Source organism: Paenibacillus xylanexedens (genome assembly GCF_007676705.1).
In the GTDB taxonomy this organism is placed as follows: Bacteria; Bacillota; Bacilli; order Paenibacillales; family Paenibacillaceae; genus Paenibacillus; species Paenibacillus xylanexedens_C.
In genome coordinates this window covers 116,600-136,280 of record NZ_VEBF01000008.1, presented here as the reverse complement: position 1 = coordinate 136,280, position 19,681 = coordinate 116,600, and the positions used below count along the sequence as shown (strand labels likewise).

Below are 19,681 nucleotides of genomic sequence, written 5' to 3'. Positions count from 1 at the left end.
CAATGTAAAATAGTATACGTTGATTGAACATTAGATAATCATATCCAAAGCAGCAAAGCTTCGCAACTTTTTTATCAACTTCGTGACTGTAGTTGCTCTCTTATTCCTGAAGAAAAACCACTCTCGATTGATCGTTGCAGCTTGGTTGCGTTCCCTTCGAACATTCTTTTCGCATCAAAATTCATAATGAGCAGATCCAGCAATTATTCGACTGTATTCTTTATACTTAACCATGGGCTAAATTCGTGAGCGACCAGACATATGATAAATCCGGGTAATACCCTTTTGCAAATTCAGCATCGATATTTATTAATCAATCGCGATAACCTCTCTTGCTGCCTCAATGAAAGATAGTAGGATTGGCGAAAGCCACTTGTCTTTGTGCCATAACATCTGTGTGTACACATGCAAGTCTGGAATTTGCCATGGGAGGGCAACCAGATCGCCCCGTTTAACTTCTTCTTCCGTGGTTATCTCAGGAAGAAAAGCAATACCAATACCTGCAATGGCACATTGTTTGATGGCTTCGGCATTTTGAAATTCCAAGTATGTAATAGTATCCATGCCTTTTCGCTCAAATGAACGATCAAACATGGTTCGATAAGTACAGCCCTTTTCATTCGTCAGAAACACTTCACCGTGGAAATCCTCCAGCTGTAGTACAGTTTGATTCGCAAGTGGATGGTCTGGGGCCGCGAAAAAGCGGAATGTTTCTTCGATCAGCGGTTCCACGGCAAGTCCAGTTGAGCGAATGGATTCATCCAACATAAAGACAACATCCGCGGTTCCCTCAAAGAGCGTTTGCTTGAGTTGTTGATTGGGAACGGAGCGGAATATGAGACGAACTCCCGGATGACGCAAACGAAACAGACGAAAGACAACTGGAAGGCGATAGGCGCAGAGTACCTCGTTGGCACTTATCGTTATGGTGCCGCTCAGTTGTTCATTGTCATGAACCTCACTGCGAGCTTCCTCGAGTTGATCCAGAACGCTGTTCACATGCGTTTGAAAACGTTTACCCGCAGTAGTCAGCACGAGTTGTTTACCTAGTCGGTCAAAGAGACGAGCGCCAAGCTCATTCTCCAATGCTTTAATTTGCATCGTGACGTTTGAAGGGACATAATTCAACGCTTCCGCAGCCCGAGTGAAATTCAACGTGTATGCCACTGTGCGGAACGTCGTTAGTTGGCGCAATTCCATCATTCAATTCCCCTTTACTTTCAATAATATTGAATACTCCATTGATTTCTATTCACTTTTATTGAGAGTACCACAGGCTTATACTGACAACAAGAAATTACATTTTACTTATGTAGTTTCATCTTGAAGGGAGAGACAAAATGATGGAATATGAAATTTTTAATTTGGGTGACGTGACCTTGCAATCCGGAGTGACATTACCGAACGCTTTTCTTGCGTATAAGACGTATGGAAAATTAAATGAAAAGAAAGATAATGTCATCATCTATCCAACGGCATTTGGTGACCAGCATGTGCAGAATGAATGGTTAATTGGAAACGGCATGGCACTCGATCCGGAGAAATACTTCATTATCGTGCCGAATCTATTAGGCAACGGGTTATCTTCGTCCCCTAGTAACACGCCTCCCCCATTTGATCGGGCTAATTTTCCTCAGGTAACCATCTATGACAACGTAACATTGCAACATCGACTGGTGACCGAAAAATACGATATTCAAAAGATTGCTCTCGTCGTGGGTTGGTCCATGGGAGGCATTCAAGCATTCCAATGGGGAGCAACCTATCCAGACATGGTAGAACGCATTGCGCCGATCGCTGGAATTGCCAAGCCGTGGCCTCAGACCTTAGTGGTGCTGAATGGAGTCAGCGCCCCGCTTATGGCTGTCGCTCAGTTCGAACCAAGCAAACTCAATGATTTGACTTCTGCAGACTTGCGCGCTGTGGGTCGTACTTATGCAGGATGGGGATTTTCGCAAGCATTTTATAGAAAGGAGCTCTATCGTGAGTTGGGATTTGATTCAGTCGCAGCGTTTGTGGCCGACTTCTGGGAGGCTGTGTTTATGACGATGGATCCACACAATGTCTTGACCATGTTATGGACAGGCGAACATGCAGACATTAGTGCCAACTCCTCCTATAACGGGGATTTTGATCAGGCACTCAAAAGCATTCAAGCCCTTGCCTACGTTATGCCAGGAAGTACGGATCTCTTTTGTACGGCGGAAGATAACGAATACGAGGTTAAGCACATGCCTAACGCGGTGCTAAAACCTATCGAATCGATCTGGGGCCACTTTGCCGGTCGTGGAATCAACAGTGCGGATAATACATTTATTGATGACAACCTCAAACAATTGCTCACGCTTAGTGAAAATGGATAACCAAGTGAGGAAACCACTCATACATTTATAAAAATGATTTCCTTTCACATGGATAAATGTGGTTTTCAAGTTGTATGTGCCTCGGGAGATTTCTCATTCCATATGGATTAATATGCTAAAGTCATCTTCCAGTTCTGCCTTGAATTTATTGTGGTAATCAGGGGATGTGCGCGTAGGCAACTAGACAGGTCCATTGAAACAGAAAAAACGAAGGTAACTGCCTTCGTTTTTTACTACCTATGAGGTCAAATTAGTTTGTTATTCATGGTGTGTTTCTTAATAGCAGGTACAATGGTTGTGGCCAGAAGTTCAATATTCTTCTTAATCTGCTCCATACTGACGCCACCTGCATCGATCTCGGCTAAGAATCGTTGTTGGCCATACAACTCGTGTTGGTACAACATTTTTTCAATAATTTGTTGAGGAGAACCGACCATGAGTGCATCTCGATAATCCGTAGCAGCCAAGAATTGTTGCTCAGGGTAACCACTACCTCTTAATTGAATTGTAGCGTTATTGATATGTGGATAGTATTCACGTAAGGCTGTTTGGCTATCTTCAGCTACGTACATGAGACTCGTTGTGGCAATGGGCAATCTTGCAGGATCATAGCCTGCACTCGAAGCAGCTTCGCGGTAACGATCCACAGCAGTTTTAAATGCTTTTGCTGGTCCACCTAGTGTTGTTAGCATCATGGGTACGCCTGCTAAACCTGCTTTAATCGCACTTGCCGGAGGTCCTCCAACTGCACGCCATATCGGCATTTTTCCATGTAATGGTTGAGGAATGATTTCGGCATGATGTAGTGGTGCTCGAAATTCCCCTTGCCATGTAATACGCTCTTCTTCATTAATTTTCAACAGTAAATCCAATTTCTCTTCGAATAATTCTTCATAGTTACTTACATCAAAACCTAATAAATCATATGCTCCTAGACGCGATCCCCGCCCGGCTACAATTTCTGCACGTCCATTGGATATCAGATCAAGCGTTGCAAAATCTTCATATACACGGACCGGGTCGGAAGTACTCAGCACTGTTGCCGAACTCGCAATTTTAATTGTTTTGGTTGCTTGGGCAATTGCCCCAAGAATCACGGTATGTGCCTGGGTTGCAAATAACGGCTGATGACTCTCCCCTACTGCGAATATATCAAGTCCTGCTTCTTCAGCCAGCTTGGCAGTTTCAATTAATTCGTTAATCCGCTGCTGGGCAGAGATCCGACGGCCTGTCAAAGGATTACTTAAATGATCTCCAATGGAATAGAGACCGATCTCCATACCTTTTTCTTGTTGAATACGATATTGTTCCATCTCTGTCTGTCCTTCCATATGAGTTCCATTGAGGCCTAGAAATCAAAATCGGTCTCAGCTCAATTCATGATTGGGTATGACTAGGGCCTAATCCGATTTTCTTGAGAAGATTAGTTAACTGTATTTTTTCTTCATTGGTAATATAGGAAAGATTCTTGGAAATTACCTCAACGTGTTGCGGAAAGATCTCTTTAAATAAGGCTTGACCTTGTTCCGTAATGACTACATTTGATGATCGGCGGTCTGTTGGACTTGGTTCCCGTTTTACTAATTCTTTCTTTTCAAGCTTATCTACTACATATGTGATACTCCCACTAGGGATAGAAAATTTTTCACTTATATTTTGAACCGTGTGTGGTCCCTTATTATAGAGGAGTTCCAAAACCATAAAGTTCTCGTTACTAATGCCGTAACTTTCTATATCTTTTGTAACATCATCAAAGACCGTTTTACTTGCTTTTATCCACACACGGAAAAGTCTTAAATCAATCTGACTTTGTTCATCTCCTTGAAACATGTAGCGAACCTCCTAATTAGATGACTGCAAGGAAAGTCACCATTGGTTATCTTGGTTTATTATATAAAGGATACGCAACTTCTGTAGGAACTTCAATGAGTACAATTCTAAGGTCTTGATCTACAGCTTTTATGATGATTCTCTCTTCTTCTTTTGATTGAGTGATCATAAAGTCCTTATGTGAGAAATATGTGGGTTCCCCTGTATCTAAAGCAAAAGTTCCATCCCCTCTAATCGCTAAACCTGCCAACGTACGGTTCACGGAAAGGTTATGCGTGTATACCTTCCCTTGTGGAATAGATACATCCCACATTTGGGCATCTGTCACGATTTGCATGGGAGAATCGTTTCCTAAAACTTTTTTGATCTTCACATCGTCTATATCTACTACCGAAAACTGATTAGAATCGAATTGTACATAAACAGGGGGACGTTTAACCGCTTGACTTAAATGAGGTTCAAACCAGATTTGAAATATCTCTGTTGGTTCCTTCAAAGCCTCGCCATGGTACACCCCAGAGCCTGTTTGCATCAGTTGGGTTCCCCCTTCTTCTACAACACTTTCCGTACCCAGTGTATCCTGATGATATGCCTTACCTTTAATGACATAGGTGATGATTTCGAAACCTTTATGTGGATGCAAACCGATTTCTGCAGGCTCCTGAGAGTGAGCCCAAGCCCAGTAAAATAAGGGACCTAGACGAGTAATGATGGATCCTTCTCCAGAAAAACCAATAGGTTTTTGTTCTTGTATTTTACCGCCATCGAACTGACCACTCGCTTGATCTCCAGGTTTAATAATTTGGATTCCCATTATAATCTCTCCTTAGATTAACTCACTACTCACACAAACAAAGACCCGTAATTGATTAACAATACAACTAATCCCAGCACTAATAGAATGATCGGCATGAGCATTTGTTTCAATTGATCCTTAACTTTAATGTGAGTAAGAATGGCACCGATCATCGTTACAACGATGACTAAACCACCCCAAGCAGCTAAATTCTCACTCCAAATACCTCCAATAACTAAACCTGCTGCAATGACTTCGATCAGTCCTGTAAACACTCGAAACGCTCCGGGATATCCATAATGCTTGAATCCCTCCACCATCTGCTTGGACCCAAACTTCATAAACCCAAACATTAGGAACCCTAACCCCAATATGACTTGCAAAACAATGGATAGAATACTCATAAATTTAATCTCCTCTTTACCCTAGAATTATTTATCCTAACTTTAGGATAAACATATCCTAACATTAGGCTATATGGGTGTCAATTAAAAAGTTGATTTACATTCTTACATATTGTCCACTTGAATCTTGAATGCAATCTATCATATGCAAGAGTGATTTCTTGGAGTTATTGCAGAAGTTATAATTTGCAGGCATTAAAATTACTGTGCCATCGAGGTAGTAAAAGCTGTAGCTGAGGAAATTGGAGCAAGTCGCACAGCAAGTCGACTCTCTCCCGGGGTTCTTTAAGGCGATATATTTGAAGGTACAGACGGGCCTAAAGTATATGGCGAAGCTGTTTTAGGGCATTTCCATTCATAACTCCCTCACTTTACAAGTGTTGAATTATTCACTACGCTTATAGAAGTACAAGCGGAAAGGTGAAAAGTGATGAACAACTTTGAAGAAGAACACAAACCAGACTCCAATACATCTCATGTAGAAAAAGAAATGCATGTCATCCAACAATTCCCCATTAACTTTGCGATTTTTTCCATGGCGAGATCACATCGTGGTTTAGCTGCGCACTTGTTGCGTGAAGTTGGACTATTTACTGGTCAAGAAATTATGTTAATGCAATTAGGAGAGCAAGACGGACAATCGCAGCAGAGTCTCGGACGGACGATGCGCTTGGACCATTCAACGGTTGCCAAATCCGTTCGGCGATTAGAAGAATCTGGCCTGGTCACTCGCTCTAAATCGCCCAAAGATGGGCGCGTTACGCTAGTTACACTAACTGAAAATGGCCGACAACTCGTTGACGAGGCTGTTGCCGTTTGGACAAAAATAGAGGAAGCTGCATCACAAGATCTCTCGGAACAAGAACGTGAGCTGTTAATCTCGGTATCTCGAAAAATTTCATCCAACCTAGAGGGTTTCCTTTAGGACTTAAAACCCCCTCCAAAGGTGCATTTGACTTCTTCTACCTTCAAGGGGGTATTCTAAACTCCTCTATTCATCCACTAACACTTTTGACCCACTCAGCAACTCTCCGACTACTTTCTTCTTCCGACAAATCTTCAATCCGAGTTAGAATAGACCACCTCACGCCAAAAGGGTCCAATATACTCCCGAATCGATCACCAGAGGCAAAGTTTATAATCGCTTCTCTTACTTTCGCCCCTCTAGATACAGCGTTTTCAATGGTTTCATCAACATTAACGACATAAATCCCTAAAGAATAACATGCATTATCTTGATCTGGCGGCAGAGCCAATTGATATGCCGGGTTCGCTGCTCCCAGCTGTAAAAAACCATTTCCAAAATCTAATTCCGCATGAACAATCATCGTATTACCATTTCCATCCGAATGCTCAGTAATATCCTTTACCCTTGCATTGAAAACACCTTTATAAAAATCGATTGCTTCAGAAGGGTCCTTTACTGTTATAAATGGGGTAATCGATGTAACGCCGTTAGGTGTGCCATTCTTTGTATATTTTCCTGATGCTGCCTTGTGTTTTGTCTGTTCACTCATGTGTCTATTCAGCCCTTCTTATCGGTTATCCAAGATTGTCATCATTATAAAATAACTTCACTGACATCTACTGTCAGTGAAGTTATTAAATTTGATAGTATTCAATTAACTCGGACACAACAGCAACAAGTCTATCCTTCAAACGCTGTGGTTCGATGACTTGAATGGATTTCCCGTAGGATAGGAGAAAATAGGGGACATATGTATGAATTGCTTTTTCCTCAAATAAAAAGATGGCTCGATTTGGCGTCCGCTCTCTCAGATAGTGTCCCATAAATCAATGCAGCCCTAAGTCGTCCAATGCCTATGATCTGCCTTCAATAACTAAAGAAATTACCCCCTCTTTGCCCACCACATCTGGTAACAAATTTTGCATAAAAAATTCACGGGCTGAAAAAGCTTCTGAACGCTCAAATTCGAGCTAGTACGCTTCATTCGCAGAATACGGTCTACCTGAAAGCTGCGGAATCCTTTAGCGAGCATAACAAGTACAATGCGATCAGTATACCATTTATTGCAGTAATACTTACTGTTACATTATCACGGTTTCAATGGGCCTACTTGCATAAAAAGCATTGATTTTTCTGATTAAGGTATCAATAATGCAGAACAGATTAAACTTTCAAAAAGAAACCAATGAGAGAAGATAAGTCTCCCATTGGTTTCTCTTATTTATTTTCTCTAAATCATTCTCCCTTATCCAAAAGCCCGATAATAAGTGTGATCGCCTCCGCCCGCGTAGCTGTTTGCATCGGTGCGAAACGATTGCCGCCCACACCGCCTACAAGTCCGGCTTCTACAGCAGAAGCTACATACGAAACTGCCCATGCCGGAACATCGTTGGCATCTTTGAAGTTTAGTTTTGCATTAGAATCCGCAGGAATTCCGCCTGCGCGCACGATCATGGTGACCATTTCGGAGCGGGTTAATGTTTTGCCTGGACCGAAGGAACCATTTGCGTACCCATTGACAATTCCCAGGGATGCAGCTGCTGTAATGTAAGGCTTAGACCAGGAGGGAATCTTGTTTTCATCTGTATACTGAACATTGTCGGTTACGTTATTCAGATTCAATGCACGACCCAGCATTGTAATGAATTCAGCACGTGTAACCTTCTGATTTGGACGGAATGTATCGTCGCCATATCCATTCACGAATCCAGCTGCAAGCGCCTTATCAATGGCAGACTTGGCCCAGTGCCCGACCGTATCTTTCATTGGTGGTGTATTTTCACCATTTCCATTATTGTTTGATCCTGTACCCGTCTCATTCCCGGGATTACTTCCGTTGCCGATACCATTGTCTGGACGGTTATCAGTTGCTGTACCTCCACTGGTTTCAGAGGATCCATTTCCGCTGTTGAATCCGTTACCTGAGCCTGAATCCGAACCCGGATTCGATGTACCAGGTCCGGGAATCGTTGTCGTTGTCTTCTTCACAATACCAAACTGATCGATAATGAATGGAGTCGCCCCACTCACATTCTGATCAATTTCATACGTTATCGCCGTCAGTTTGCTGCCGTCTATCGTAATGCCCACAAAGTTTTGGACCTGACTACGTTTTGGACGGCGGTTGTCACTTGGGTCCGGGCCGTATTGTGCCGCATGATTTTCTTCCGCGCGCTCAAAAAGGCTGTAGTAGGCCTCTCCCAGACTCGTGCTTTGATTTTTGTAATATACTTTTGGACCTGCTGTTGCTGGAATCAGATAGATTGTGCCATCGGGATTCACAGAGTACTCCATCTTCTGTCCATTTTGCATTTCCGTGATCATTTCTGGTTGACGTGCGCTCCCCTTCTGATCAATCGGTTTGGTACGTGCATAGATATGGTCATGCCCCTGAAGAACAAAATCAATGTCAAGTTCCGCCATAATCGGAGCAATCTTGGAGCGCACTCCATTCGCTCCCATAATGTCAGAGTCTGTTGCATGGTTCGATGTTGTGTATGGGCCTTTGTGAATGTTGACGATGACCCATTCTGCTCCCTTTTTCTTGGCAGCCTGAACATCTTCCTTCAGCCACTTGACTTGTTCTAACGAAAAGTTGTCATACTCCGTTGAATTCTCATTGGAATTCAATACAACAAAATGTGCATTGCTATAGTCGTAAGAATAATAAGCTCCCGTTTCTGTTGCGGAATTCGCCGGAGGCTGCACATTAAAATGATCAATGAAAGCATAATTTTCGTCTTCATGGTTCCCAGAGGATGGAACTATGGTCGTATTCAGCAGGCTTTCCTGTGAGTGTCCGAGCAGCCAGTTCCACTGTTCTTCTTTGACACCTTTATCAACAATATCACCGTTATGCACAACGAACTGTGCATCGGGTACTGTAATCAGTGCTTTGGCCAACGTCTCGGAGGACAGAATAGCCTCATCTTCTTCTTTCGCTTGTGTATCCGCCAGATCAATGAAGGTGAATTTGCCTTTTGCCGGTGCTGTACGGAACGTACCTGTTGCACTCCATACTTGCTTGGTAGCATCGCCTACACGGAAGAAATAGGTCGTATTTGCTTTCAGATCTGTCGCTTCTGCTTTGTGCATCCGCTCCGTTGGAGCATTGGCAGGCTGGGCAGAACGTCCTTGAAATAATTTGGCTTGTGTGAAATCAGGTGTTGCTGATGTTTTCTCCACGACTTGAAGGTCGCTTTGCAATAGTTTATCCGATGTATACCATGTGAACCCTTTGCTCTTGGTCGGATCTCCATGGAACGTTACCGTTATTTTGTTGATCTGTTCTGGAACGGGAACTGTATTTGTTTCTTTGAGAATTCCGAATTGATCTACAATGAATGGCTCTCCGTTATTGGTATGTTGGTCAATCTCATACGTTACAGCAGTAAGCTTGCTGCCATCGATTGTAAATGACACGAAGTTCTGAACCTGACCTCTGGCTGCACTCGTAGTATCGCCATACTGTCTTGCGTGGTTCTCTTCAGCACGCTCGAACAAACTGAAATACGTTTCACCTAATTCTGGTTTTTGGTTCTTAAAATATACTTTTGCCCCTGCGGTAGCTGGAATCATATAGATCGTTCCATCTGGCTTCACTGCGTATTCGATACTCTTTCCGTTCAGAGTCTCCGTAATTTTGGACACGTCTTCAGCCATGCCATCGCTTTTTATTGGCTTTGTCCGTGCATAGATATGGTCATGTCCTTGAAGAACCAAATCGATATCCAATTCATTCATCAACGGAGCAATTTTATTTCGTACACCGTTTGCGCCGATAATGTCGCTGTCTGTGGCGTGATTGGATGTCGTATACGGCCCTTTATGGATGTTGACGATGATCCACTCTGCTCCGGCAGCTTTTGCCTCTTCAACATCCTGCTTCATCCATGCCACTTGCTCGTTGGAGAAATTGGCGTATTCCGAGGAATTTTCGTTGGAGTTCAGTACGATAAAATGAGCTTTGCTGTAATCATAAGAATAGTAAGCACCTGTTACTGTTGCGGCATTGTCTGGCTGCTTCAGGTTAAAGTGCTCGTAGAACGCATAATTCTTGTTCTCATGATTGCCCGCGGATGGCGCAATGGTCGTGTTCATCAGACTGGATTGGGAGTGACCAAGCAACCAGTTCCATTCCTGCTCTGACGTTCCATTTTCTACAACATCACCATTATGAACAACAAACGCAGCATCTGGGACCTGGGTTAACGCTTTGGAGAGCGTAGAGCCAGATAGAATAGCCTCATCCTCTTCCTTAGCTTGGGTATCCGTCAGGTCAATAAACGTAAATGCTCCGTTAGTGGGAGCTGTTTTGAATGTGCCAACCTCACTCCATATATCCAGATCTTGATCGCCAACGCGAAAATAATAGGAGGTATCCGGAATAAGATCTGTAGCTTCCGCCTTATGCACCATTTCTCCCGGGGAATTAGAAGCCACGGACGTGCGTCCGTTGAAGCTTTGTGCCTGACTGAAGTCAGCAGCCGCTCCTTGGTTCGGTACCACTTGAACAGTGCTTTGTGTGGATGCAAGAGGTGAATACCAAGTGAAGCCCTTGCTCGTTGTCGCATCACCATAGAAGGTAACCGTTACTTTACTGATATCCAGTAGTGGCGCTTCTGCTAATGCTTTAAGTTCCATGTCAAAATACAAATCTGAGCTGCTGTCGCTTTGTTGGTGAACTTCGACCGCAATTTCGTTGTTGCCATCGTGTAAGTAGGCTTTCAGCGGCTCAGTCAGATCTATATCCTCATACATAACAGGCAAGTCCTGACTTGATGTTGCTTTGGTTGAGTACTGTATCTCTCCTTCAGGCATGCCAAAGCGACGAACTTCCACACCATTCACGTATATAACTGCCCCATCATCAATGCCAAAAGTGCCGAGAATTTGTCCATAACCATCTATTGCATCCTTGTTGACGGCCAGATTTGTTCTTAGATAGGTTGTACGGTGTTTTAATTTTTTGTCCAGACCATAGCTCACTACCGTTTTGAGAGGTCCGAAATAGGAAGTGCTTATGCCATTGCCGTTGTCCTTGTAGCCAAACGGTGCGGTTCCGAACTCCCATGATGAATCGTCGTATGAAACAAGCCATTGCGATTCCAGATTCTGTCCCTGATCGAAGTATTTCCAATTGGTGTTGCGTTCTAACAGAATGTCAGGCTCAGATAACGATGCGGCTTGAGCTGAATTAGCTCCCCCAAATCCCGCGAACCATCCGAATACTAAAGAAAGCGATAACAGGAAGGGTAACATCTTTTTGTAGAAGTGACTAATCATAATTCTCTCCCTTATCTGTTTGATAGATTGGCTTATATAACTCCAAACAGAACTAGCATAACAAGAGGAGATCAAGGGTCCATTACCTAGACGTAAAACTTATGTAAAAAATTACATCTTATAAATTTCATATAGACTAATTTGATTTTGACTAACTCTTACATAAAACAACTTCATTGGGCGATACTACATAGAAATATATTCTCCGGTTTGGAGTGAAGGCCAATGAAGCAATCCACATCTAATATCAATACCTCCGAGGTCATTATTGTGTTATCAATTCAATACTTGGAGCTGGCATTCTAACACTCCCTCGGACAATTAGTAAAGCAGTAGAAACACCAGATGTGTATTATATCAGGGTTGATCGTAACCGCAATCAGCCTGCTTCTTGTAACCTTGTGTCGCAGATTCCCCGCAAAACGGTATTCGAATTTATACCTGAGATTCACAGGTCAATGGATTTCTTATCTGTTGAGACTCTTAATTATCGTATATTTTGTTGTTCTTTGTTCATTCGAAGTCAGAGTCATGGCTGAAATAACAAGTATGTACATCCTTGAGCGCACGCCTAGTTGGGTTACCATCATGGTTAGTTTGTGGATTGGTTTCTATATGTTAACAGGTGGTCTTAAAATCATCATCCGAGTCTTTTCAATTGTGTTGCCCGTTACGTTGGTGTTGCTCGCGCTGGTGTTCCTTTTAAGCACCAAGATGTTTGAAATCGATAATCTCAGGCCCCTTCTGGGCGATGGATTTATGCCTGTGATAAAGGGACTCAAGCCCTCATGTCTCTCCTATTCTGGATATAAAGTTTGCTCATCATCACAGCTTACATGGCAGACGTGAAGGCGAGCAATAAAGCCGCAATATATAGCATCCTTATTTGCACGATTATCTATTTAATCACGATTGTTACAGTGGTAGGGAATTTATCTTTGCCGGGAATTGAGACGCGGATGTGGCCAACGTTTGACATGGTACGAAGTTTTGAAATTGAGGGTTTTCTATTTGAGCGTTATGAATCGCTGTTCATCGTATTGATGTTGCTTATATTGTATTTGATTGCTTACTTGCCTAAAAACCTAGAAGAAACGTTAGCTTTGGGTGATTTTCTCGGAAATATGTCCATTTTCTTATTTGGCCTGTTGCCACTGCTGCTGCTCATCATTAGTTTTATTAATAAAAAAGGCGGGAAGCAGGCTTCTAGTGAAGCACTAAAGGTAGGCTAAATGGTTAGTCCTTCTTGTAGGTGCACAGGAGAACCTTGTCGTTCTCCTGGCTTCATGAATATACAATTAGTCTCGGCTTCAACTTGTTTCATTAGCGAAACAAAAGGATGATCCTCGAACATCAAATTTTCGTAATTTGACTTGCCGTGGCTTCATCCGTAATGAGCATATTAATATATCCTCCCCGCAAAGCAGCCAGGATGCAGTCTATTTTGTGCAGACCAAAGGCCATGCCTACCACCGTTTTAGTCTTCTTTAACTGCTCCAGTCCAAGGCCAATGACTCTATGATTAATGGGATGCTCGGTGATTGTACCTTCACGAGTAATAAACACAGAATTAATATCCGCTACCGTGTGAAGTGCTTCTAATTCAGTTAACACTTGCTCATTCAGATAACCTGATCGTTCCATCGTTGACATGGAATACGGATTTCCGATCCCCACCAGAGCGAGATTGATATTCTCCCCCTCTTTAAGAACGGCCGAAATATTAGGCATGCCAACAATCTGCTCCCTTAACTCTTCTGTTTCCACAACGGCCGGAGCATATAACGTATCACAGGTTACGCCCATTTTTTTGGATAACTCATAGGCGATCTGATTAGAGTGCATTTCATTGCGCGAATTCCCTGTTCCACCCACCAGTGGAATAATTTTGACATTCTCTTTTTTCTCCAAAGGGAACTCTCGCACCATATGATAGAGCGTATTGCCCCATGAGACACCCACACGGTCACCGTTTTTAATCAATTTTTGGACAAATTGAGCGGCAGCCTTGCCTACAGCACTCGACAACAACTCTTTATTCAGATCCTTGGTTGGAACGACCAACACCTGTTTGAGGTTAAATAAGTCTTCCAGTTTTTTCTCCAACTTGGACGTTTCGTAATCATCATCATGAATGACAATCTCAATAATGCCCTCTTCCTTCGCACGTTGCAGCATCTTGGAGATGACTGGCCTGGATACACCTAACTTCTCCGCAATCTTCTCTTGTGTCCAGGATTCATAATAATACATCTTACAGACTCTTATCATATTTTTGCGTTCGTCTATATTCACATATAAGTCCGCCTTTGACGTTTAAATTTCCCTTCTTACACATTTCCCACTATAAAATGGGATTCGCGGCGGAGTCAAGCCAGGATAACTTTGCCAAAAGCAGTTTTACAAAAGATTGACTTTCGGTTGACACGAGAGAAACAAACCCTTTTTACAATTGTAACTGTACGGAACATTTGTAAAGAATGCAGATCAAGACAGACAGAGGTGCAAAGATGAATGTGAAGATATTAGGTTACTGGGGTGGTTATCCCGCCGCTGGCGGAGCAACTGCGGGATACCTTGTAACCACAGATGAAGGGCAGATTTTGTTGGACTGTGGCAGCGGCGTTATGAGTAAACTCCCCAGCGAGACATGCGTGGAAGATCTATCAGGTGTTATTTTGTCTCACTTGCACCATGATCATATCGCCGATCTGGGAGTTCTTCAATATGCTGCAGCGGGTGCGATCCGCAATGGTCGCATGTTGAATAAACTGAAGCTGTATGCACCGGATAATCCAGTGGATATTCTGAATGGTCTATATGGTGAACATACCGAGGTCATCTCGATTGATCCTTCATCCAAAATTCAGCTTGCTGGCGCAGAAATCGAATTTGTACAGGTGCAGCATACCATTACATGCTATGCCGTTAAGATCACATATCAAGGCAAGGTGCTGGTGTATTCCGGTGATACCTCGTACTGTGATTCTCTTATCGAACTTGCTCGTGATGCAGACATCTTTCTATGTGAGGCTACCATCTGTGAAGGCAGTGTACACACAACTGGCCAAGGACATATGAATGCACTTCAGGCAGGCATGATTGCTGGTCAGGCTAACGTCAAGCAGCTCGTCCTTGTCCATCTTCCCGGAGATGGCGATCTGGAGTTCATGCGGGATGAAGCAAGTCGCTCTTTCCAAGGGCCTGTGGATATACCGGAACCACTTCGTATGTATGTTGTGTAAGTTAATCGATCCGGGAGGAATATGTTCATGTACAGATTGTTAGCCCTTGATCTGGACGGTACGATGCTCAATCCAGATAAAATGATAACACCTATGACACGAAGTTCCATTCAACAATTAATCTCAGCGGAAGTAAATGTCACGATTGCATCTGGACGATTTCCCGCTTCCGTATGGTCACATGCTAGGGAAGTCTCCATGAATTTTCCACTGGTTGCACTAAACGGTGCCGTGACGGTAGATCCCTTGACTGGACAACTGCTTGATGGCGTTGCGTTGAAAATAGAAGATATGCTGTTCATGTTGGATGTCATCCAGCAAGAAGGAGCCTACATCCATTTCTATGGATACAATGTCCTCTATGTTCAAGAGATTAATGATATCAATAGGAACTGGGCCATCAACAATAGGGTCAACAGACCGGAATTGGATTCTTTCGAAGAACGTGATGAACTTGATGCTATAGAGGCTGATCTTATTCGCTTCGTTGAAGTCGGAAAGGATTTCAGAACCTTTGTAAACCAGATGCCAGGCATGCTGTTCAAAGCAGCCGTGATCTGTACAGACCACGACTCACGCGAAAACCTATTTCGTACCCTTGAAGAATCAGGGTTATTCCAATGTACACGAACAGGAAGTTTGCGGTTTGATGTTAATTCAGCCGGAGTCAGTAAACGAGGCGCACTGGAACGTTTATGTCATGCACATCAGATCGAACGCGAGCAGGTAGCTGCAGCCGGAGACTATGATAATGATCTGGACATGCTGCAATGGGCAGGATTAGGAATCGCCATGGGAAATGCAGAGCTTCATGTGAAGGAAATCGCTAATGTTGTCACTGCCAGCAACGCTGAAGATGGTGTTGCACAGGCAATCCATACGTTCTTACTCTAATCTATCAGCTAGACACCAAAGGAGAGATTATCTGTGATTCCATTCAAAAAGTCGTTATTACTGCCCCTTTTGGCAGGCATGATTGTATTCAGCGGTTGTTCTTCACAGGGACAAGCCACGACAGATCAAGATAGTTCAGGCGCAGCTTCGAGCACAGTCTCAGGTAAGCTTGCATTCTATACATCCCAACCAGAAGAAGATGCAGGCAAACTGGTAAAGGCGTTTAACGATAAATATCCTGATGTTCAAGTCAGCATCTTCCGTTCCGGGACCGAAGAAGTCACTGCCAAGCTTCAGGCAGAACGCCAAGCGGGTAAAACTCAGGCGGATGTACTCCTGCTGGCCGATGCAGTTACCTTTGAAAATCTGAAAAAAGATGACCTTCTACAATCGTACAAGTCCCCAGAGCTAAGTGAAATCCCGACAGATCTGGTTGATCCGGACGGTATGTACGCCGGTACGAAGGTTATGGCAACGGTACTCGCTACCAACACCCAAAAAATCACTACTCAACCGACATCTTGGCAAGTGTTGACCCTGCCGGACAGTAAGGACGCAAGTATTATGCCGAGTCCCTTATACTCGGGTGCAGCAGCATATAACATCGGTGTGTTTAGTCGAACAGATGGGTTTGGATGGGATTTTCTACAGGAAACCAAGATGAATGGCATGGCTGTAATTAAAGGAAATGGTGCCGTTATGAAAGCTGTAGCCAGCGGTGAAAAATCATATGGCGTCGTTGTTGATTACCTCGTAGCACGCGAAAAAGCCAAAGGTTCTCCAGTTGAACTGATCTATCCAGAAGAAGGTGTTCCCATCATTACAGAACCGATCGGGATTATGAAAGAAGCTGCCAACGTACCGGCTTCTCAAGCCTTTGTAGATTTCATTCTCTCTGAAGAGGGCCAGAAGTTGTCTGCCGAGATCGGTTACTCCCCTATTCGTGAAGGTATTGCCCCACCTGAAGGATTGAAAGGTGTATCAGAAATGAAGATTTTGCCTGGCGATGCGGCCAAACTTGCAGCGGATCGTGAAACAGATAAACAGCAATTCATTAATGTGTTTGGCGAGTAAGGATTGGAGCTGTCTGAATGGAGAAATTGAAGAGAAACATGATCATTCTTAGGGGGCAAGATAACGGGCGCAAGTCCATCTTCTCCCTCCCCGGCCTGTTTCGTTGGAATCGATTGATCGCCCTGTTGGGTGCTATAGCTGTTCTATTATTCTTTGTATACCCCATCCTGAAGCTGGTTCTTCTCAGCTTTCAGGGTGAGCAAGGGTTAACGTTATCACATTATAACGAATTGCTTCAGCAGGAGCGCTTCTGGTCCACATTACGCAATACTGTATATATCGTCATCGGTTCAACCGTGTTCTCGCTCGTGATTGGAACTGCACTGGCCTGGGTCGTCGCCTATACGGATATACGACACAAATCGGCCCTTCATATGGGGATCATGCTTTGTTTTATTCTTCCCTCTTATGTTCTCACATTATCTTGGTCTTCATTTACCGGGTCACAGAGCTGGCTCGCACATCTGCTGCAATGGATTCATCCCGATCTGGCTCCTTGGAGCATGTACAGTATGGGCGGCATCGTGTTTGTGATGGGTATTCATCATTTTCCGTTGGTGTATATGTTCACTTTGGATGTACTCCGCAAAATCCCGCGTGATCTGGAGTGGGCGGCTAGAGCCGGTGGTGCCAGCAGGATCGAGGTCTTCCGTCGTATTACATTGCCTCTTGCTCTTCCGGGTCTCACGGCGGGCGGATTGCTGGTTTTTCTGGCTTCGCTGGACAATTTCGGAATACCTGCCTTCCTGGGCACACCTGTGAATATTTCCGTTCTCAGTACACTTATATATGAAGAGATTATCGGATTCGGGCCTTCGGCATTTGCCCGTGGTGCATCGTTATCTGTACTACTCGGTGCTGCTGCGGTAGTCGGCAGTCTGTTGCAATGGATTCTTTTACGTAAAAGTCATGCTTCGGATACGATGCAACCCGATCTTACCCCAAGGTATAATTTGGGTCGCATGCGCAAGCCGCTGACCTTCTCCATATGGGCAGGTCTCGCACTGATTACAATTATTCCGTTGTCTTCAATGATCTCGATGTCTTTAAAAAGAGCGTATGGTCTCGGGCTGACTCGTGCCAATATGACCCTGGACAATTATAGATATATTCTCTTCGAGAATGAGCGTGTATGGCAGGCGATCCAGAACAGCTTGGTCCTCTCTCTTGTCACAATGCTGGCTTGTCTGATTATTGGTTCAGGATTTGCTTATATACGAGTTCGAAAGCCTAATCAATTCAATAAAATGGCCGAACTGGCCACTGCTGTTCCCTATACACTACCCGGCATTGTGTTCGCACTGTCCATGATTCTGGTATGGATGGAGCCGATTCCCGGTTGGAACCCTGGCATCTATGGTACCATGACCATTTTGTTTATTGCCTACATCTGCCGATTCCTTATTCTTCAGATCCGTTCAAGTGTCACTTCATTCATGCAGTTGGATGCATCCATGGAAGAAGCCGCGCGGATATCCGGAGCCGGTTTCTGGCGTAAATGGACTGCTGTTCTGCTGCCCTTACTGCTGCCGGGTATTCTGACCGGAGGTATGTTGGTCTTCCTGACTGCCCTGACAGAGCTTACTGTATCGGCATTGTTATATTCATCAGGTTCACAGACCATTGGTGTTACCATATTTAGTTTTGAACAGGCAGGAGATACCCTCTATTCAACTGCATTGTCCAGTCTGATTGTCGCACTTATTGCGGCAGGCGGAGTTATTTTGCTCATCGCTCAACGTTGGGCAACTCGTAAGGGAGTGAAGTCATGAGTATCCAGATTCAACAGGTCAGCAAATCCTTCGGAAGTTACCAGGCACTTCATTCCATTGATTTAACGATTAAGGATGGCGAATTCGTCGCGATCCTTGGACCGTCAGGCTGTGGAAAAACCACATTGCTGCGCATTCTTGCCGGATTTGAGCAGCCAAGCAGCGGTAATGTTCTAATGGATGGCAAGGTAGTTGCAGGTTCAGGGACATTGCTACCTCCGGAGAAACGCAGAATCGGCATGGTGTTCCAGTCCTTCGCACTTTGGCCGCATATGAATGTTTCCGAACATGTCCGTTTTCCCATCCGAACACATAAATCAACACCTCCTCATATTAAAAATAACGAGCAGAACCGCATTCAGGAAGTCCTGAATATGTCGGGACTGTCTCATCTGGCCGAACGTATGCCGCATGAGTTATCCGGAGGACAAAAACAACGCGTCGCTATTGCACGCGCCATCGCTCCCCAGCCCTCATTACTGCTGATGGATGAACCCCTCAGCAGTCTGGATGCCATGCTTCGCATGGATATGCGGCGTGAGATTCAACAAGTACATCGGAATACGAAATCAGCCGTAGTTTATGTTACGCATGATCAGGGCGAAGCCCTTGCCATGGCTGATCGAATTATCGTGATGAAGGATGGTCGGATTGAACAGGCTGGCACGCCCCAGGAGATTTATTTGCGGCCAGAGACCGAATTCGTGGCGAGGTTTGTATCGAAGTCGAATTTGGTCAAAGGTCACTGGGATGCAGATATGTTCATCCCTGAGGGCGGTACAAATATTGCTTGGCCTGGCAAACATGTTGCGAACTATTTTAAATCCAACGGGTTGTATCCCGTTAGGCCTGATGAGTTCCATTTGCAACCTTCCAGTGAAGCTGGAATAATGGGAGAGATCGCCAATGTTCAGTTTCAAGGGAAAGAATTTCACTATGATATTCGCAGTGATACCAAACGTTGGGAAGTCATCTCCCCTCTTCCTTTCGCCCTGAATGAACAAGTCAGTCTGAGTCTTTCTTCCGTCAGCGGTGAAGGAGTGTGACGTT

15 protein-coding genes and 1 pseudogene are annotated in these 19,681 nt (G+C 44.1%); 8 read left to right on the top strand and 8 right to left on the bottom strand.

Annotated elements, in window-relative coordinates; genetic code table 11:
• Positions 1-309 precede the first annotated feature (309 nt).
• The gene (locus FS628_RS27025) at positions 310-1,200 is read right to left on the bottom strand and encodes a LysR family transcriptional regulator (protein WP_145326100.1); all 891 of its coding nucleotides are present in this window, start codon (positions 1,198-1,200) and stop codon (positions 310-312) included.
• 143 nt (positions 1,201-1,343) lie between these two features.
• On the opposite strand from FS628_RS27025, the gene FS628_RS27020 reads away from it, so the two are divergent.
• Complete coding sequence (locus FS628_RS27020) at positions 1,344-2,363, top strand: alpha/beta fold hydrolase (protein WP_145326097.1); 1,020 nt, start codon at positions 1,344-1,346, stop codon at positions 2,361-2,363.
• Between the two features lie 245 nt (positions 2,364-2,608).
• Here the strand turns inward: FS628_RS27020 and FS628_RS27015 are convergent, their stop codons facing one another.
• The 4 genes from FS628_RS27015 to FS628_RS27000 all read right to left on the bottom strand — a co-directional run bounded on the left by FS628_RS27015 (position 2,609) and on the right by FS628_RS27000 (position 5,393).
• Positions 2,609-3,676 carry an LLM class flavin-dependent oxidoreductase gene (locus tag FS628_RS27015; RefSeq protein ID WP_145326095.1) on the bottom strand — a complete coding sequence of 356 codons (1,068 nt, stop codon included), beginning with the start codon at positions 3,674-3,676 and terminating at the stop codon, positions 2,609-2,611.
• Between the two features lie 64 nt (positions 3,677-3,740).
• Positions 3,741-4,193, bottom strand: coding sequence for a MarR family winged helix-turn-helix transcriptional regulator (locus tag FS628_RS27010; RefSeq protein ID WP_145326093.1), 453 nt, complete (start codon positions 4,191-4,193; stop codon positions 3,741-3,743).
• A gap of 46 nt (positions 4,194-4,239) precedes the next feature.
• Entirely contained in the window at positions 4,240-5,007 is a 768-nt protein-coding gene (locus FS628_RS27005; RefSeq protein ID WP_145326091.1) for a pirin family protein, read from the bottom strand.
• A gap of 29 nt (positions 5,008-5,036) precedes the next feature.
• Positions 5,037-5,393 carry a DoxX family protein gene (locus tag FS628_RS27000; protein WP_145326089.1) on the bottom strand — a complete coding sequence of 119 codons (357 nt, stop codon included), beginning with the start codon at positions 5,391-5,393 and terminating at the stop codon, positions 5,037-5,039.
• A 430-nt stretch (positions 5,394-5,823) separates the two neighbouring features.
• Between FS628_RS27000 and FS628_RS26995 the strand changes: the two genes are divergently transcribed.
• On the top strand, positions 5,824-6,318 hold the full coding sequence (locus FS628_RS26995; RefSeq protein ID WP_260871212.1) for a MarR family winged helix-turn-helix transcriptional regulator: 495 nt from the start codon (positions 5,824-5,826) through the stop codon (positions 6,316-6,318).
• Between the two features lie 70 nt (positions 6,319-6,388).
• Here the strand turns inward: FS628_RS26995 and FS628_RS26990 are convergent, their stop codons facing one another.
• Together FS628_RS26990 and FS628_RS26980 are read right to left on the bottom strand one after the other, a co-directional pair.
• A complete protein-coding gene (locus FS628_RS26990; RefSeq protein ID WP_145326087.1) occupies positions 6,389-6,910 on the bottom strand; it encodes a VOC family protein in 522 nt (173 codons plus the stop codon).
• A gap of 686 nt (positions 6,911-7,596) precedes the next feature.
• Positions 7,597-11,646, bottom strand: coding sequence for an S-layer homology domain-containing protein (locus FS628_RS26980; protein WP_145326085.1), 4,050 nt, complete (start codon positions 11,644-11,646; stop codon positions 7,597-7,599).
• 345 nt (positions 11,647-11,991) lie between these two features.
• Between FS628_RS26980 and FS628_RS26975 the strand changes: the two are divergent.
• Positions 11,992-12,878 (top strand): annotated as a pseudogene (locus tag FS628_RS26975) (GerAB/ArcD/ProY family transporter).
• A gap of 121 nt (positions 12,879-12,999) precedes the next feature.
• Here the strand turns inward: FS628_RS26975 and FS628_RS26970 are convergent.
• Positions 13,000-13,899: a sugar-binding transcriptional regulator gene (locus FS628_RS26970; protein WP_260871211.1), complete on the bottom strand. Its 900-nt coding sequence runs from the start codon at positions 13,897-13,899 to the stop codon at positions 13,000-13,002.
• 257 nt (positions 13,900-14,156) lie between these two features.
• Here FS628_RS26970 and FS628_RS26965 point away from each other — a divergent pair, with 257 nt between their 5' ends.
• The 5 genes from FS628_RS26965 to FS628_RS26945 all read left to right on the top strand — a co-directional run bounded on the left by FS628_RS26965 (position 14,157) and on the right by FS628_RS26945 (position 19,677).
• Positions 14,157-14,891, top strand: coding sequence for an MBL fold metallo-hydrolase (locus FS628_RS26965; RefSeq protein WP_145326083.1), 735 nt, complete (start codon positions 14,157-14,159; stop codon positions 14,889-14,891).
• 27 nt (positions 14,892-14,918) lie between these two features.
• Positions 14,919-15,785, top strand: coding sequence for a Cof-type HAD-IIB family hydrolase (locus FS628_RS26960; protein WP_186327988.1), 867 nt, complete (start codon positions 14,919-14,921; stop codon positions 15,783-15,785).
• 78 nt (positions 15,786-15,863) lie between these two features.
• On the top strand, positions 15,864-16,859 hold the full coding sequence (locus FS628_RS26955; RefSeq protein ID WP_145326143.1) for an ABC transporter substrate-binding protein: 996 nt from the start codon (positions 15,864-15,866) through the stop codon (positions 16,857-16,859).
• A 17-nt stretch (positions 16,860-16,876) separates the two neighbouring features.
• Entirely contained in the window at positions 16,877-18,631 is a 1,755-nt protein-coding gene (locus FS628_RS26950) for an ABC transporter permease (protein WP_145326079.1), read from the top strand.
• Complete coding sequence (locus FS628_RS26945) at positions 18,628-19,677, top strand: ABC transporter ATP-binding protein (protein WP_145326077.1); 1,050 nt, start codon at positions 18,628-18,630, stop codon at positions 19,675-19,677. The genes FS628_RS26950 and FS628_RS26945 overlap by 4 nt, the downstream gene beginning before the upstream one ends.
• Positions 19,678-19,681 lie beyond the last annotated feature (4 nt).

Bases quoted from the DNA above. Each gene is read 5' to 3' on its own strand.
- FS628_RS27025 (WP_145326100.1), bottom strand. From the start codon at position 1,200: ATGGAATTGCGCCAACTAACGACGTTCCGCACAGTGGCATACACGTTG.
- FS628_RS27020 (WP_145326097.1), top strand. From the start codon at position 1,344: ATGGAATATGAAATTTTTAATTTGGGTGACGTGACCTTGCAATCCGGA.
- FS628_RS27015 (WP_145326095.1), bottom strand. From the start codon at position 3,676: ATGGAACAATATCGTATTCAACAAGAAAAAGGTATGGAGATCGGTCTC.
- FS628_RS27010 (WP_145326093.1), bottom strand. From the start codon at position 4,193: ATGTTTCAAGGAGATGAACAAAGTCAGATTGATTTAAGACTTTTCCGT.
- FS628_RS27005 (WP_145326091.1), bottom strand. From the start codon at position 5,007: ATGGGAATCCAAATTATTAAACCTGGAGATCAAGCGAGTGGTCAGTTC.
- FS628_RS27000 (WP_145326089.1), bottom strand. From the start codon at position 5,393: ATGAGTATTCTATCCATTGTTTTGCAAGTCATATTGGGGTTAGGGTTC.
- FS628_RS26995 (WP_260871212.1), top strand. From the start codon at position 5,824: ATGAACAACTTTGAAGAAGAACACAAACCAGACTCCAATACATCTCAT.
- FS628_RS26990 (WP_145326087.1), bottom strand. From the start codon at position 6,910: ATGAGTGAACAGACAAAACACAAGGCAGCATCAGGAAAATATACAAAG.
- FS628_RS26980 (WP_145326085.1), bottom strand. From the start codon at position 11,646: ATGATTAGTCACTTCTACAAAAAGATGTTACCCTTCCTGTTATCGCTT.
- FS628_RS26970 (WP_260871211.1), bottom strand. From the start codon at position 13,899: ATGTATTATTATGAATCCTGGACACAAGAGAAGATTGCGGAGAAGTTA.
- FS628_RS26965 (WP_145326083.1), top strand. From the start codon at position 14,157: ATGAATGTGAAGATATTAGGTTACTGGGGTGGTTATCCCGCCGCTGGC.
- FS628_RS26960 (WP_186327988.1), top strand. From the start codon at position 14,919: ATGTACAGATTGTTAGCCCTTGATCTGGACGGTACGATGCTCAATCCA.
- FS628_RS26955 (WP_145326143.1), top strand. From the start codon at position 15,864: ATGATTGTATTCAGCGGTTGTTCTTCACAGGGACAAGCCACGACAGAT.
- FS628_RS26950 (WP_145326079.1), top strand. From the start codon at position 16,877: ATGGAGAAATTGAAGAGAAACATGATCATTCTTAGGGGGCAAGATAAC.
- FS628_RS26945 (WP_145326077.1), top strand. From the start codon at position 18,628: ATGAGTATCCAGATTCAACAGGTCAGCAAATCCTTCGGAAGTTACCAG.